This window comes from Streptomyces sp. STR69, from assembly GCF_024519455.1.
In the GTDB taxonomy this organism is placed as follows: Bacteria; Actinomycetota; Actinomycetes; order Streptomycetales; family Streptomycetaceae; genus Streptomyces.
In genome coordinates, this window is the sequence record NZ_JALJRY010000006.1 from 29,421 (window position 1) to 45,163 (window position 15,743).

The following is a 15,743-nucleotide window of genomic DNA, read 5'->3' on the forward strand; positions in this document are numbered from 1 at the left end:
CGCTCCCATAAGGGGTCGTGGAGACCAACGAGTAGGCGGAGGGGGGAGGGAGGGGCCGAGCCGGCTGTGCCCGGCCCCCGGGTCGGGCGTCAGCCCTTGACCGCGCCCTGCATGATTCCCCCCACGATCTGCTTGCCGAAGAGCAGGAAGGCGATCAGCAGTGGCAGCGTGCCCAGCAGGGCGCCCGCCATGATCACCGACTGGTCGGGGATGTAGCCGGTGCCGAGGGAGTTCAGGGCGACCTGGACGGTGGGGTTCTGCTGGTTGAGGGCGATGATCGGCCAGAGGAAGTCGTTCCAGGCCATCACGAAGGTCAGGAGGCCCAGCACCGCCATCGCGGGGCGGGCCGCCGGGAAGACCACGTGCCAGACCACGCGGAGGCTGCTCGCGCCGTCCACCCTCGCCGCCTCGATCAGTTCCGTCGGCAGGGCCTGCACCAGGTACTGGCGCATGAAGAAGGTGCCGAAGGCGCTGACCAGAGTCGGCAGGATCACCGTCTGGAGGTGGTTCGACCAGTGCAGGTCCGCCATCCACAAGTACAGCGGTACGACGGCCAGTTGGGGCGGGATCATCATCGTGCCGATGGTGAGGAGCAGCAGCGTGCTGGAGAACTTGAACTTCAGCTTGGCGAAGGCGAAGCCCGCCAGGGTCGAGAACAGCACCGTGCCGATGGTGATGGTGCTCGCGACGACCGTGGAGTTGAACATCGCGGTGCCCATGCCGGCCTGGTCCCAGGCCGTCTGGAGGTTCTTGAACAGGTTCCCGCCGAACCACAGTGGCGGCGGGGTCTGGGCGAGCCGCGTGTTGGTGCGCGAGGCCGCGATCGCCGTCCACACCAGCGGGGCCAGCGAGACCAGCGTGAGGAGGACGAGGACGGCGTAGGTCAGCGGGCCCGCGTGCATCTGCTTGCCCGCGCCCATGATCCGGCGGCGGCGTGGGCCGCGCTCCGTCCGTACGGGCGCCTGATCCTGAGGGAGTGTCAATTCGCCTGTGGTCATTGGGACTTCCTCAGCCGTCGGGTGAACAGCAGGTTGATCGCGGCGACGATCAGCAGGATCAGGAACATCGACCAGGCGATTGCGGACGCCTTGCCGAGGTTGCCGATGATCCAGCCCTGGTCGTACATGTACAGACCGAGCGTCTGGTACTGGTGCTCGGAGCCGCCCTTCGAACCGCTGACCCCGCCGAACAGCAGGGGCTCGCCGAAGAGTTGGGTCGCGCCGATGGTGGAGACGACGACCGTGAAGAGGATCGTGGGGCGCAGCTGGGGGATCGTCACATGGCGGAACTGCTGCCAGCGGTTGGCGCCGTCGATCGCCGCCGACTCGTAGAGGTCGGCGGGAATCGCCTGCATCGCCGCCAGATAGATCAGCGCGTTGTAACCCGTCCAGCGCCAGATCACGATCGACGACACCGCGAACTGCGAACCCCACGTGGACTCACGCCAGTTGATGGCGTCCACGCCGACGAAGTGCAGCAGCCAGTTGACCATGCCGCCGTCCCACGAATACAGCAGCGTGAAGACGAGGGTCGCCGCGGCCACCGAGGTGGCGTACGGAGTGAGCATCACGACCCGCCACACGGTCGAGCCGCGCAGCCGGTAGTTGAGCAGATGCGCGATCCCGATCGCCATCAACAGCTGCGGCACGGTGGAGATCAGACCGATGGTGAACGTGTTCTTCAGGGCGTTCCAGAAGAAGTCCGAGGACAACAGGTTCCGGTAGTTGTCCAGCCCCGCCCACGTCTTGTGGTCCAGCGACGACAACTGCACGTTGTGCAGCGAGTACCAGGCCGTGTAGAGGAGGGGGATGAGGCCGAAGGCCCCGAAGATGATGAAGAACGGGGAGATGAACGCGTACGGCGACGCCTTCATGTCCCAGCGGTACAGCCGGCTCCGCCACGAACTCGGGCCGGGCGCCGGCGTACCGCGACCGCCGCGGGCCGCGCCCGGCTGGTGGCCGGGCGCGGCGCCGGAGCCCGGCGCGGGGTGTGCGAGGGCCTGCTTGGAGCTGCTCACTGCCCGAGCACGTCCTTGATCTCCTTGGTGGCGGCGCTCCATCCCTGGGCCGGGGTCTTGCCCTTCTGCTCCACCTGGAGGATGCCGACGTCAGTGATCGCGGTACCGATCGGCTGGTCCTTGATGCCGAAGACCTGCACCGGGATCGTCTTCGCCGAGTCGGAGAAGATCTGCGTGATCGGCGCGTTCGAGAAGTAGGCCGTCGTGGCGGCGGCCGGCTTCAGGTTCGGGTACGCCGCCGGGGTGGACGGGAAGCTGGCCTGCTTGGCGAAGACCTTCTCCTGCTGCTCCGGCGCGGTCAGCCACTTCGCCAGTGCCACGGCGTCGGCCTGGTGCTTGGTCGCCGTGGGAACGCCGAGGAACGAACCGCCCCAGTTGGCCGCGGTCGGCGCCGCCGCCACGTCCCAGTTGCCGCTGCCGGAGGTGCCGGCCTTCTCCTGGATGTAACCCATCATCCAGGCGGGGCAGGCCACCGTCGCGAAGCTGGCGTTGGCGAAGCCCTGGTCCCAGGTCGGGTCGAACTGCTTCAGCTTCGCCGACATGTTGCTGGTCGCGACCTCCATCGCCGCGTTCCAGGCCGCCTTCACACCGGTCGACTTGTCCCAGATGACGTTGCCGTCCTTGTCGTAGTACCGCTGGCTCTCGCCGCCGATGGCCGCGTTGTAGACGGAGGACGCGGAGTCCACGAACTTGGTGCCCTTGGGCGCCTTCTTCATGTAGTCCTTGCCGACATCGACGTACTTCGTCCAGTCGCCCTTCCACAGGGCGGCGAGCTGGGTGCGGTCGGTGGGCAGACCGGCCTTCTTGAAGAGGTCCTTGCGGTAGCAGATCGCCATCGGGCCGGTGTCGGTGCCGAGGCCTATCTGCTTGCCGTCCTTGGTGGTGGCCTGGGCGTTCTTCCAGGGCAGCCACTGCGACTTGTCGACGTCCTTGCCGAGGTCGACGAACTTGTCGGCCTGCGTCTGCACGGCCTCGGTGATGTTGCCGACCTCGATGGCCTGGATGTCGTCGGTGCCCGCGCCGGCCTGGAGCCGGGTGAGGACCTTGGGCCAGTACACGTCGGTACGGGTGGTGACGTCCTCCTTGATGGTGATGTTCGGGTGGAGCTTCATGTACTCGTCGTACAGACCGGCCTGCTTGTAGCCGAAGACGCCGAAGGTACCGACGGTCAGCGTGGTCTTGCCCTTGCCGCTGTCGCTCGCGTTCGACGAAGTGCCGTCCGAGTCACTTGAGCAGCCGGCCAGCACCCCTGTGGTCAGGGCGGCGACGGCCGCGAGGGCCATCAGCCGATGGGACCGTCGGGTACTCGTGCGCATTGCGTCCTCCTGTTGCCTGACGTGCCGACCCCCCGGCCAACTGCATTGTTGGGCCCGTTAGTTCACGCTGCGGCTCGGGCGGGGAACGTGCGGGATGTGTATGTGTCAGGTACCGTGGGAGCGCTCCCACCGGTGATGTGTTGAAGAGTCGTCGGTTCGCGCGGGGGTGTCAAGGGACCGGACACGGAGAGATGCGTTCAGTTATTCGTCTGTTAGCTAACTGTGCGGGAGGCGGGGATTCGGCCGGAGGCGGGGCTCCGCACGCCCCTCTTCCCTGATCAGGACTGTTACATTCCAGGCCAACGGGTGGGTCTACAGGAGGCGGAGCCAATGGCAAGCCACGGAGCGCGGGGCCGGAGCGGCGGCCGGCCGACCTTGGAGGAGGTCGCGGCGCGCGCCGGAGTGGGCCGCGGCACGGTCTCCCGGGTGATCAACGGTTCGCCAAGAGTCAGCGACACGACCCGCGCGGCGGTGGAGGCGGCGGTCGCCGAACTCGGCTACGTCCCCAACACGGCCGCCCGCGCCCTCGCCGCGAACCGCACCGACGCCATCGCCCTCGTCGTCCCCGAGCCGGAGACCCGCTTCTTCGCGGAGCCGTACTTCTCGGACATGCTGAAGGGCGTAGGCGCCGAACTCTCGGAAACCGAGATGCAGTTGCTGCTCATCTTCGCGGGCAGCGACCGCGAACGGCAGCGCCTCGCCCAGTACTTGGCCGCACACCGGGTGGACGGCGTCCTGCTGGTCTCGGTCCACGCGGACGACCCGCTGCCGGACTTGCTGGCGCAACTGGAAATCCCGGCGGTGATCAGCGGCCCGCGCTCGGCGGCGGAGACCCTGACGTCCGTCGACTCGGACAACTACGGCGGAGCCCGCTCGGCGGTCGAGCACCTGCTCTCCCGAGGCCGCACCCGCATCGCCCACATCACCGGCCGCCTCGACGTCTACGGCGCCCAGCGCCGCGTCGACGGCTACCGCGAGGCGCTGCTCGACGCGGGCCACGCGGTGGACGAACACCTCATCCAGCCGGGCGACTTCACGGAGGAGGGCGGTCGCAGGGCGATGACGGAACTGCTGACCCGCCGCCCCGACGTCGACGCGGTCTTCGCCGGCTCGGACGTCATGGCGGCGGGCGCCCGCCAGGTGCTCCGCGAGGAGGGCCGCGTCATCCCCGACGACGTGGCCCTCGTCGGCTACGACGACTCGGCCATCGCCCGCCACATGGACCCGCCCCTCACCAGCGTCCGCCAGCCCATCGAGGAGATGGGCCGCGCGATGATCGACCTGCTCCTGGCCGAGATCGCGGACCGGCGTCCGGCCACGTCCCGGGAACTTGAGCGCCGACAGGCGGTACTGGCAACGGAGTTGGTGACGCGGGCCTCTTCATGAGGGAGCGGTTGCTCGGACAAGCTGATGCCCGTGACTCGTCATCCCCTCCTGGCCGTTGCCGAAATCCCCGCCGTCGAGCCGTACCTCCGCACGGTGGGCGAGGTGTTCCGCGTCTTCCGCGAGCAGGACTCGGGATGTGTCTCCTACGGTGTCCAACTCCCGGACGGCGAGCGCTGGTTCGTCAAAGAGGCGACAACAGCCCCCGCCCAGACCTCACTTGACCGCGCCTGGGCCTTCCATCGGGCGGTACGACACCCGGCGATCGTCCCGCAGTCGCATCGGATCGCTGTGGCGGACGGCCGTACGGCGGCGGTCATGCCCTGGCGCCACGGGGAGTCCCTGTACGGCCCGGCCCGCGCCCGTTTCCGCGCACTGCCCCTCGCCTCCGTCCTGCGCGCGGTCGACCGGGTCCTGGACGCGCACCTCGCGGTGGAGGCGGCGGGCATGGTGGCGGTCGATCTCTACGACGGAGCGTTCCTGTACGACTTCGGCGGCGATCTGCTCCACCTCATCGACCTCGACGAGTACCGCCCCGGCCCCTTCGTCCTCGACGCGGACCGCCTCCCGGGCTCGGCCCGCTTCATGGCTCCCGAGGAGTGGTACCGGGGTTCCGCCATCGACATCCGTACGACGGTCTACGCCCTCGGCCGCAGCGCCCATGTACTCCTCGACGGCGGTGAGCGGCGGGCCTGGCGCGGTACGGCGGGTCAACTCGCCGTACTGGAAAGGGCGACCCGTGACGATCCCGCCGAACGGTTCGCGGGCGTACGGGAGTTCACGGAGGCGTGGCGCGCTGCCACCTGATCTCGCCGTGCTGAGAGGTGTCGGCCGCGGCACAGTACCCTGACCTTTCGGACAGACCGAGTCCGGAGACCCGGCTGATGGGGGGAACGTGGAGCTCGTCGGTCGGGACGATCAGCTGGATCTGTTGCGCCGGCTGCTGGCCGAGCCGCGGAGCCACGGGAGCGCGGTGCTGGTCCGCGGGGCCCCAGGCATCGGGAAGACGGCGTTGCTCGCCGAGACCGCCGCCCTCGCCGAGGGGCTCGGCCACCGGGTGCTGCGCACCAGCGGTGTGGAGGCCGAGAGCGACATCCCCTATGCCGGTCTGCAACTCGTCCTGCGCCCCCTTGCCGCGGGAGCCGCTGACCTCGCCACCCCGCACCGGCAGGCCCTGGACACCGCTCTCGGACTCGCCGGGGCCGGCGTCCCCGACGTGTTCCTGGTCGGTCTGGCGGTCCTCAACCTCCTGGCCGACGCGGCCGCCGTCGCGCCGGTACTGGTCCTGGTCGACGACGTCCAGTGGCTCGACGACGCCACCGCCAGCGTCCTGGCCTTCGTGGCACGCCGGGTCGGCACGGAGCCGGTGGTCATCGTGGGGGCCGCACGCGAGGGCTACCGCTCGCGCCTGAACGCCGACGAACTCACCTCCGTGCCCCTGGGTCCGCTCACGGACGGCCAGGCCGCGGAGATCCTGGCGGACCGGGCCCCGGACCTGCGGCCGACCGCGCACCGCCGGCTGCTGGCCGAGGCCGCCGGCAACCCCCTGGCCCTGACGGAGCTCTCCCGTTCCCTCGGGGCGTCGGCCGATCCGTACATGTCCCAACTGCCGCTCACCGAGCGGCTCGAACAGGCCTTCACCGACCGCTTGAAGACCCTGCCCGACATCACCCGGAGCCTGCTGCGGATCGCCGCCCTCAACGACAGCCCGTCGCTCCCCGAGATCTACCGCGCGACCCGGCTGTTCACCGGCGCGACGGCCGGGGCCCCGGAACTCGACCCGGCCGTGCGCGCCCGCCTCGTCCACGTCGTCGGCGGCGAACTGCGGTTCGGGCATCCGCTGATGCGGTCGGCGATCCACCAGACCATGCCCACCGGCGCCCGCCACGCCGCACACGCGGCGCTCGCCGCCGTACTGTGGGAACACCCGGACCGGCAGCTGCGACACCGGGCCGCCGCGGCCGACGAACCGGCGGAGGCGGTCGCCGCCGCGTTGGAGGACGCCGCGCACCGGGCCGCCCGCCGCGGTGGCATCGCGGCGGCCGTCACGGCCCTCGAACAGGCCGCCGCGCTCAGCGAGGACGCCGATCGCCGAGTGGAACGGCTGCTGCGCGCCGCCGACTTCGCCGTGGAGCTCGGCCGGCCCGAGACCGTGACCCGGCTGCTGGACCAGGCGCTCACCGGCCCACTGTCACGGCGTCAGCACGCCACGGTTGTCTGGCTCCGCGGCAGCTTCGACGAGGGACTGCACAGCCACGCGTCCGGCGCCAACTCCCTGACCGCCCTCGCCGAGGAGATGGCCGCTCAGGACCGTGCGCTGGCGCTGCGGATCCTGTGGAGCGCCGCGCAGTTGTGCTTCTGGTCCGACCCGGGCCCGGAAGGCCGCCGTACGGTCCTGGAGGCAGTGGAGCGGCTGGAACTCGACGAACTCGATCCGTGGCGGCTGGCCATCTGCGCCTACGCCGCGCCGGTCGACCGCGGCACGTTCGTGCTGGAGCGGGCCCGGCGCGTCGCCCTGAAGGAGGGCGACGACGGCCGCGCCTACCGCATGCTCAGCACCGCCTCGCTCCTCGTCGGCGGCTTCGACCTGGCGCGGGCGTTCTCGGCGGCCGGCGCCGAACCGCTGCGTGCCCAGGGACGCCTGGGGCTTTTGGCCCGCACGGTCGGCGCGGACGCGTGGAGCGCGCTCGTGGTCGGCGATCTCGGCGCGGCGATCGCCACGACCGAGGAGTCGCGAAGACTGGCGCGCGAAACCAGCCAGACGATGATGTACGCGTTGATGACCGCCACCGCGGCCAAGCTTGCCGCGTTGCGCGGCGAGGTGGATTCCGCCCTGGGGCTGGCCGAGGAGGCGGAGGAGATCGGGCTGCCCGCCGGGGCGCGTCCGGTGCTGGCCACCGCGTCGATGGCCCGCGGGCTGGCCGCGTTGGGCACGGGGCGGTTCGAGGAGGCCTTCGGGCACTTCCGACGGCTGCACGATCCGGCGGATCCCGCGTTCCAGGTCGCCCTGCGGCTGACGACCGTGGTCGACCTGGTCGACGCGGCTGTGCACTGCGGGCGGTTGGAGCTCGTGCTCCCGGTCGTGGCCGAGCTGGAGGAGATCGCCGCGGTGACCTCCGCGCCGGTGCTGCACGCCGAACTGCGTCTGGTCCGGGCGCTGTTGGCCGACGACGAGGACGCCGACCCGCTCTTCGCGGACGCGCTGCGCGCCGACCTCGGCGCCTGGCCGCTGATCAGGGCCCGTACCCACCTGGCCTACGGTGAATGGCTGCGGCGCCGGCGGCGCAGCGTCGAGTCCCGCGACCACCTCCGTGCCGCCCGCGACATGTTCGACGCGCTCGGCGTGATCCCCTGGGGGGAGCGGGCCCGCCGTGAACTGCGCGCCGCGGGCGAGACCAGCCGCCGCCGGGCCCCGGACGCCCGGGACCAGCTGACCGCCCACGAGCTGCAGATCGTCCAGCTCGCCGCCGACGGGCTGACCAACCGTGAGATAGGGCAGCGGCTCTACCTGTCCCACCGCACCGTCAGCTCGCATCTCCACCGGATCTTTCCCAAGCTGGGCGTGGCCTCGCGTGCCGAGCTGCGGACGGTGGTCAGCGCACTGCGCTGACCGGCACACCACCGTCACATGACGCTCGCTTCCGCCGGCGCGGCGTTCCTAGCGTTCCCCATGTCAGGGCATCGACAAGCGGGGGAGCGATCCCATGGTGTGGAACGGCGGCCGGCCCGCGTCCGGGCCGCGGATGGTCGGACGCCACGCCGAACGCGAAGCCGTCGGGCGGCTGCTCGACGCGGTGCGCGACGGCCTCAGCGGAGTCCTTGTCCTCACCGGCGAACCGGGGATCGGCAAGACCCGGCTCCTCGAGTACGCCGCGGCCCGGGCCTCCGAACTGCGCGTGGTCCGGCTGACCGCGGCCGAGCCCGAGACAGGTCTGGGTTTCGGCGCGCTGCACCGGTTGCTGCGGCCCTTCCTGAACCGGACGGACCGGCTGCCCGGACCGCAGCGGGCCGCGCTCGACGCGGCCCTGGGCCTGGTGCCGGGGCCGCCGACCGACCGCTATCTGGTCGGCCTCGCGACACTGACGCTGCTGTCCGAGGCCGCCGCCGACCAGCCGCTGCTGTTCCTGCTGGACGACGCGCAGTGGCTGGACCGGGAGTCGGCCGAGGCGCTCGCGTTCGCCGCCCGCCGGCTGCACGCCGACTCCCTGGGCCTGATCATCGCCGTCCGCGACGGGCTCGGGGACAACGGCCTGTTCGACGGGCTGAGCGTGCACGCGGTGACCGGCCTACCGGAGTCGGAGGCCAGGAACCTGCTCCTCTCCGTCCCCCGGCGGGTGGACGCGGACGTGGCCGACCGGATCGTCGCCGGGACCGGAGGCAACCCGCTCGCGCTGCTGGAGCTGGCCGACGCCCTGGCCGCCGAGCAACTGTCCGGTATCGCCCCGCTGCCCGATCCGCTGCCGGTGGGCCGCCTGCTGGAGGGCCACTTCCAGCAGCTGGTCCGAGCCCTCCCGCCCGAGACGGGAACCCTGTTGCTGCTGCTCGCGGCGGCCCCCTCGGACGACACGGGACTGATGTGGCGGGCCGCCGGACGGCTCGGACTGTCCGCCCGGGCCGTCCAGCCGGCGGTCGCCGCGGGAATCCTCGGCCGGGACACACCGACGGCCTTCCGGCACCCCCTGATCCGCTCGACGGTCTACGCCGCGGCCGAACCCGGCGAGCGCCGCCGGGCGCACTCGGCCCTGGCCGCCGCCTGCGACCCCGTACGGGACGCCGACCGCCGAGCCTGGCACCGGGCCGAGGCCGCCGAGGGAGTGGACGACGACGTCGCCGACGACCTGGCGGCCGCCTCCGAGCGAGCCCGCTCCCGCGGCGGCTACTCCCAGCAGGCCCGCTTCCTGTCGCGCGCAGCCGATTTCACCAGCGACTCGGACAAGCGGGCCGAGCGGCTGCTCGACGCGGCGCAGGCCCATCTGGCGTCCGGCGAGGCGGCGGCGGCGCGGATCGCGCTGGACCTGGCCGGCGCCGGCCTCCGCGGCCCGGTGATGCGCACGCGCGAGCTGCGGATGCGGGCGACCGCCCAGATGTTCCAGATCGCCGTCGCCGACGTCCCGGCGATGCTGATGGACGCCGTGACCAGGCTCGGCCCGCGGGACCCCCGGCTGACCTGGGAGCTGCTCCGTGAGGCGCTGCATGCGGCGCTGGTCGCCGACGGCTGTCCGCAGGGCACGTCGTTGACCGAGGTCGCGGTGGCTGTCGTCGCCGCCCGGCATGCCCCGGACACCGCCGCGTACGGCCGTGACGTACTGATGGAGGGTCTGGCCCGACGCGTGGCCGAGGGCTACGAGCGCGGCGCGTCCGTGTTGCGTGCCGCCCTGGACCGGCTGCGGGACGGCGCCGAGATCGGGGACGCGAACAGCCCCTTCGCGGTGATGCTGTCCATGGCCTGCGACGATCTCTGGGACGTCCGGGCCGAGCGCGAACTCACCGACCGCCTCGCGGCGGCGGACCGCGACGCCGGCGCACTGTACGCGCTGAGCATGACGCTGCTCGTCGCGGCCCGCTGCGATCTCTGGGACGGACGGTTCACGGAGGCGGAGGTCCGCTACGCCGAGTTCGACGACATCGCGGCCGATACCGGCTTCCGCGGCGGCGGAGTCATCAACCGGCTCCACCTGTTCGCCCTGGCAGGCCGGGAGCCCGAGCTGCGGGAATCGGTGCGGCAGACCGCGGCGATGAAGAGCATGGGCCACGGCCTGCTCCAGCTGCTGGCACAGCACGCGCTGTCCCTGTTCGAGCTGGGACACGGCCGCTACCGACAGGCGCTGCGGCACGCTCGGGCCGTCTTCGAGGGCGACCCCCCGGCCTGTGGCAACCTCGTTCTCCCGCTGCTCATCGAGGCCGGAGTGCGCGCCGGCGACCGGGCCGTCGCCCTCGCGGCACTGTCCCGGCTGGAGGAACGCGCCCCGCTCGCCGGTACGCCCTGGGCCCTGGGCGCCCTGGCCCTCGGCCGGGCACTGGCGGCGGACGGCGACGAGGCCGAGAAGCACTACCAGGAGTCGGTCGAACGGCTGGGGCAGGCACCGCTGGCCCTGGAACAGGCCCGGGCCCGGCTGCTGTTCGGCGAGTGGCTGCGCCGCCGCAAACGGCGTTCCGATGCCAGGAAGCAGTTGCGCGCCGCCTACGAGAGCTTCGACGCCTTCGGCGCGGTGCCGTACGCGGAGCGGGCCCGGATCGAGCTGCTGGCCACCGGTGAGACGGCACGCAGACGCACGGTCGACACCCGGTTCGACCTCACACCGCGGGAACGGCAGGTGGCTTCCCTGGCCGCCTCGGGGCTGACCAACGGGGAGATCGCGACGCGGTTGTTCGTCACCGCCTCGACCGTCGAGTTCCATCTGAACAAGGTGTTCCGCAAGCTCGGCATCACCTCCCGGAAGCAGATCCCCCGCGCGATCGGCGAACCGGACCCGGTGGCCGGGGACTGACCCCGACCGCCCGTGTCGGACCGTCACTTCTGCGCGGTCGCGAAGAAGTCGAGGTAATGACGCGCGAGTTCGGCGGGTGCCTCCAACGGGATGTTGTGCCCCGCCCGCTCGATCACCACAGCCGGCCGGGACCGATGTCACGCAGCCCGCTCCCAAGTCCTCGTACGCCGCCCGCAGTTGGACCCGGCCGCCCCGCGCGACTACTTGGCCAGGAAGGCCAGCAGCGCGGCGTTGACCTCTTCGGCGTGCGTCCACAGCAGGCCGTGCGGGGCGCCCTCGATCTCGACGTACTGGGCCGAGGGCAGCAGCGCGTGGAAGGGCCGCCCGGTGGAGTCGACCGGCAGGATCCGGTCGGCCGTGCCGTGCAGGATCAGCGTCGGTACGTCGATCCTGGCGACGTCGGCGCGGAAATCTGTGATCCAGGTGGGCACGCAGGCCACCGACGCGTACGCCGACGCGCCCGCCGCCACGTTCCAGCTGGCCCGCACCGCCTCCTCGCTGATCCGGCTGCCGAGCGTCTCGTCGAGGTTGTAGAACGCCTCGTAGAAGCCGGTGAAGTAGGCGTAACGGTCCTCCGTGACCGCCGCCAGGATGCCGTCGAAGACCGACCGGTCGACGCCGTCCGGGTTGTCGTCGGTCTTGACCAGGAAGGGTTCGAGGGAGGCGAGGAAGGCCGCCTTGGCGATCCGCTGCGAGCCGTACGTGCCCAGGTAGCGGCCGACTTCCCCGGTGCCCATGGAGAAGCCGACGAGTACCGCGTCGGTGAGGTCCAGCCCGGTCAGCACCGCGTCGAGATCGGCGGCGAAGGTGTCGTAGTCGTAGCCCGTGGTCGGCTGCGAGGACCGGCCGAAACCGCGCCGGTCGTAGGTGATGACCCGGTGGCCCGCGTCGAGCAGGGCCGGGAGCTGCTTCTCCCAGGAGTGGCCGTCCAGCGGGTAACCGTGGATCAGCACGACGGGCTGCCCGCTCCCGTGGTCCTCGTAGTACAGCTCGATGTCGGCGGAGTTCTCCCGGCCGACGGTGATGTACGGCATGTCGGTTCCCTTCGGGGGCTCGGTGGACCGGCGCAGGGTGACGGCGCCGGTGCAGTGGGGTGGACGGTGTACGGGTGCCGTGGGTCATCCCGGGGCGGTCCGGCTCACAAGGACGGCGGTGGTCCGGTGACGCGCAGGTGGAAGGCCTCGGCGGAGGCCACGACCGCGGCGAGGTCGAACTCCGGCGGAAGGTCCCCGGCCTCGGCCACCGGGGTGCCGTTGGCCCGGAAGTACTCCTCGATGCAGGCCGGGCTGAACAGCACCGCTATCCGCGCCCCCTCGGGCGAGCGCACCAGATAGCTGTGCGGAACCCCGCGAGGCCCGTACGCCACCTGTCCGGGCACCAGGTCGTGGCGCTGATCGCCGACGAAGAACGTCACCTCGCCGTCGAGGACGAACCAGACCTCCTCCTCGTCCTCGTGGACGTGGTGCGGGGGCGCGTGGCCGGCCGGGTCGGCGAACTCCATCAGGCTGAGCCGGTTGTCGGTCGCGGTGCCGGGCAGCAGGATCCTGGCCTGGCCGCCGAGGAACCAGAAGGGTTCGCGCTCGGCCGTCGGGCCGAAGGTGGGGAAGGAACTGGTCATGTCCGCTCCTGACGTCATCGGTGGCTGCTCAGGAAACGCAGCAGCATGTCGGTCGTCTCTTTCGGGTGTTCCTCGTAGATCCAGTGGCCGGAGTCGGGCACGACCGCCGGAGTGACATGGGTGGCGTAGTGGCGCACCTGTTCCGCGACCGACGTACCGAGGCTGCCGGAGGCGCCGATCGCGAGCACCGGCATGGTCAGGGGCGTCTTCTGGAACCGCGTGTTGTCGGCGATGTCCTGCGGGAACGTCCTGAACCACGCGAAGCTCGCTTCCAGGTGTGCGTAGTCGCGCAGGTAGGAGGCGAAGACCCGAAGGTCGTCCGGGGTCAGGGCGTCCTTGTGTACGGCGATGCCCCGCATGAAACCGGTCGTCCAGGTCAGCTCGCGGCCCCGGATCAGACTCTCCGGGAGGCCGGTCCGCAGGGAGAAGAAGCCGAAGTGCCACGCTCCAGGGCCCTGGGCCGTCAGAGAGGGGAACTCGTAGATGCCCGGGTCGGGGATGGGGGCCTCGCTGAGCACGAGCTTCCTGACGGTGTGCGGGTACTGCGCCGCGTATGCGTAGGCGACCATCGTGCCGATGTCGTGGCCGACGACGTTCACGCCCTGGTCCTTGCCGAGCGACACCAGGAGCGCGTGCAACGTGGCGGCCATGGTCTTCTTGTCGTAGCCGGACGCCGGGGCGTCGCTCCGGCCCGCGCCGGGCAGGTCCGGCGCGACGACGGTGTAGTGCTCGGCGAGCGCGGGCATGATGCCGTGCCACTCGTACCAGGTCTGGGGGTAGCCGTGGATCAGGACGAGGGTCGGGCCGTGCCCGCCGATCACGTAGTCGATGCCGGTTCCGGCGACGCGCGTCCTGTGTTCGCTGAAGCCGGCGGGTACTTGCTCGCCGGCCGGGGCCGCGGGCCCGGCGGAGGCCGCGGCCGTGAGCGTGATCGAGCCGAGGCCGACGGCCAGGGCGAAGACCGCGGCCACCAGGCGGCGGGATCTGGGCAGGCGGAATCTCACTGGTCTCTCCAGGGGAGGCGAGGGAGGCGGGGCTCGGCGCCCGCCGTGCCGTCACGGCCGGTCAGAGGGATTCGACGAGGCCGCCGTCGATGACGAAGTCGGCGCCGGTGATGTTCGCCGCCTGAGGACCGGCGAGGTAGAGCACGAGATCGGCCACCTCCGACGGCCGGGTGAAGCGGCCGGTCACGGACTGGGCCGCCGCGCCGCGGGCCACCTCCCGGGGGTCGACGTCCCGGGACCGGCCCACCGTTGCGGCGACCCCGTCGGCGCCCTGCCACAGCGCCGTCTCCACCGGGCCGGGACCGATGGTGTTCACCCGCACACCGCGCGGCCCCACCTCTTTGGAGAGGGCCTTGCAGAAGTTGGTCAGCGCGGCCTTCGCCGCGCCGTAGTCGATGACCAGCGGGTCGGGCAGCCGGGCGTTGACCGAGGAGACGGTGACGATACGGCCCGCTCCGGTGGCGAGCAGGTGCGGCAGCGCGGCCCGGGTGGCGCGGACGGCGGCCATGAAGTTGACCGTGAACGTCCACTCCCAGTCCTCGTCCGTCACGCCGAGGAAGCCGTCGACCCGCGGCCGTACCGCCCCGACGTTGTTCACCAGGACGTCGACACCGCCATGGAGCGCCACCGCCTCGGCGATCAGCGCGGCCGGGCCGTCGGGCGTCGCGAGGTCGAGCTCCACGACGGTCAGCTCGGCCCCCTGCTTCACGTGCCGGTCGAGGGCGTCGGTGCGTTCCCTCGAACCCGCGACGACGCGGTGACCGGCCGAGAGGAAGGCCTCGACGACGGCCAGCCCGATGCCGCGCCCGGCGCCGGTGACCACCACGGTCCGTCCGGCCGGACCCGCGTCCGCACCGGACGGGCCGGCGGCCCGGGTACTCATCGCCCGGTCCCCAGATTCTGCTGCCGCAGCCAGGTGAGAACGGTGTCCGCGACCTCGCGCCAGCCGCCGTCGATCGTCAACGAGTGCCCGCGGTCGGGGAAGTTGACGATGTCGGTGACCGCCTCGGAGTGCCGGTACTGCTTGAGAGTGGCCCGGGTGACGACCTCGGGCACGGTGTGGTCCTTGCCGCCGGAGACGAGCAGCAGCGGGCCGCGTCCGCTGTTGTCCGTGTCGACCTTCGCCGGCGAGTGGGGGTTGAAGTTGGCGGAGGCGGCCTCGTACAGCGGCTTGCCCGGCGCGGGGATGGTCCAGCGCTCGTACAGGGCCGCCGACTCCTCCTCCGCGACGGCGTTGCCGAACGCGAACCGGAACTGCTCCGCGGTCAGGGAGACCGCCCGGCGCTTGTTGGCCGGGTTCTTGAAGACCGGGAGCGTCGCCTTCAGCGCGGACAGCGGCAGGGGCAGCACGCCCTTGATCTGCGCGGCGTCGATCGCGACCGCCGCGGCGGCGCGGTCCTGGCCGAGCAGTTTCTGCGCGATCATCCCGCCGAACGAGTGGCCGATCACGAGGGGCCGTACGGGCAGCGCCTCGATCAGGGCCGCGTAGTGCTCGACGACGTCGTCGATGCCGTAGCCGGCGATGCTCTCGGGGTTCTGGCGCGCCTCCTCGACGGTGGCGGGGTCGCCGGGCCATCCGGGCGCGGAGGGGTCGTAGCCCTCCGCGCGGAACAACTCGATCCACGGCTGCCAGGAGGTGCTGTGCAGCCAGAGCCCGTGGACGAAGACCACGGGAAGGGGAGCGGTCATGGCGGGGCCTCTCGTGTGTGGGTGTCCTCACCCGGCGTGTGCACACGAAACCGGAAACCCCGGTGCCCTCGCACTGGGGAGGCACCCCAGTGGTTCGGGGCTCGATGCCGAACGGCCCCAGGTCGGCAACTCGCATGATGCGGGCGGGAGTCGATACACTCCTGCGCTCCGCCGACAACCGAGAAAGGCCCCTCGGCCCGCGTTTCCGCGGGCCGAGGGGCCTTTCTT

Annotated in this window: 12 protein-coding genes; 4 read left to right on the plus strand and 8 right to left on the minus strand. The window is 71.4% G+C overall.

All coding sequences use genetic code 11. The features are described from left to right. Positions 1 to 89: 89 nt before the first annotated feature. The 3 genes from OC490_RS12470 to OC490_RS12480 are packed head-to-tail and all read right to left on the minus strand — an operon-like array spanning position 90 to position 3,333. Entirely contained in the window at positions 90 to 998 is a 909-nt protein-coding gene (locus OC490_RS12470) for a carbohydrate ABC transporter permease (protein ID WP_262057964.1), read from the minus strand. Further along, entirely contained in the window at positions 995 to 2,017 is a 1,023-nt protein-coding gene (locus OC490_RS12475) for a carbohydrate ABC transporter permease (RefSeq protein ID WP_262057965.1), read from the minus strand. The genes OC490_RS12470 and OC490_RS12475 overlap by 4 nt, the downstream gene beginning before the upstream one ends. After that, the gene (locus OC490_RS12480; protein WP_262057966.1) at positions 2,014 to 3,333 is read right to left on the minus strand and encodes an ABC transporter substrate-binding protein; all 1,320 of its coding nucleotides are present in this window, start codon (positions 3,331 to 3,333) and stop codon (positions 2,014 to 2,016) included. The genes OC490_RS12475 and OC490_RS12480 overlap by 4 nt, the downstream gene beginning before the upstream one ends. Positions 3,334 to 3,663: 330 nt before the next feature. Between OC490_RS12480 and OC490_RS12485 the strand changes: the two genes are divergently transcribed. From OC490_RS12485 to OC490_RS12500, 4 genes are all read left to right on the plus strand, one after another. Beyond that, positions 3,664 to 4,719, plus strand: a complete 1,056-nt coding sequence (locus OC490_RS12485; protein WP_262057967.1) for a LacI family DNA-binding transcriptional regulator — start codon at positions 3,664 to 3,666, stop codon at positions 4,717 to 4,719. A 24-nt stretch (positions 4,720 to 4,743) separates the two neighbouring features. Beyond that, positions 4,744 to 5,523, plus strand: a complete 780-nt coding sequence (locus OC490_RS12490; protein ID WP_262057968.1) for a serine/threonine protein kinase — start codon at positions 4,744 to 4,746, stop codon at positions 5,521 to 5,523. Positions 5,524 to 5,611: 88 nt separating this feature from the next. Then, the gene (locus OC490_RS12495) at positions 5,612 to 8,326 is read left to right on the plus strand and encodes an AAA family ATPase (protein WP_262057969.1); all 2,715 of its coding nucleotides are present in this window, start codon (positions 5,612 to 5,614) and stop codon (positions 8,324 to 8,326) included. Positions 8,327 to 8,420: 94 nt separating this feature from the next. Next, complete coding sequence (locus tag OC490_RS12500; RefSeq protein ID WP_262057970.1) at positions 8,421 to 11,204, plus strand: helix-turn-helix transcriptional regulator; 2,784 nt, start codon at positions 8,421 to 8,423, stop codon at positions 11,202 to 11,204. A 200-nt stretch (positions 11,205 to 11,404) separates the two neighbouring features. On the opposite strand, the gene OC490_RS12505 is transcribed toward OC490_RS12500, so the two are convergent. From OC490_RS12505 to OC490_RS12525, 5 genes are all read right to left on the minus strand, one after another. After that, positions 11,405 to 12,238 carry an alpha/beta fold hydrolase gene (locus OC490_RS12505; protein ID WP_262057971.1) on the minus strand — a complete coding sequence of 278 codons (834 nt, stop codon included), beginning with the start codon at positions 12,236 to 12,238 and terminating at the stop codon, positions 11,405 to 11,407. A gap of 104 nt (positions 12,239 to 12,342) precedes the next feature. After that, on the minus strand, positions 12,343 to 12,822 hold the full coding sequence (locus OC490_RS12510) for a cupin domain-containing protein (RefSeq protein WP_262057972.1): 480 nt from the start codon (positions 12,820 to 12,822) through the stop codon (positions 12,343 to 12,345). Between the two features lie 14 nt (positions 12,823 to 12,836). Further along, positions 12,837 to 13,826, minus strand: a complete 990-nt coding sequence (locus tag OC490_RS12515; RefSeq protein ID WP_262057973.1) for an alpha/beta fold hydrolase — start codon at positions 13,824 to 13,826, stop codon at positions 12,837 to 12,839. 61 nt (positions 13,827 to 13,887) lie between these two features. Continuing rightward, a complete protein-coding gene (locus OC490_RS12520; RefSeq protein WP_262057974.1) occupies positions 13,888 to 14,709 on the minus strand; it encodes an SDR family NAD(P)-dependent oxidoreductase in 822 nt (273 codons plus the stop codon). After that, on the minus strand, positions 14,706 to 15,515 hold the full coding sequence (locus tag OC490_RS12525; RefSeq protein WP_262057975.1) for an alpha/beta hydrolase: 810 nt from the start codon (positions 15,513 to 15,515) through the stop codon (positions 14,706 to 14,708). The genes OC490_RS12520 and OC490_RS12525 overlap by 4 nt, the downstream gene beginning before the upstream one ends. Between the last annotated feature and the right edge of the window lie 228 nt (positions 15,516 to 15,743).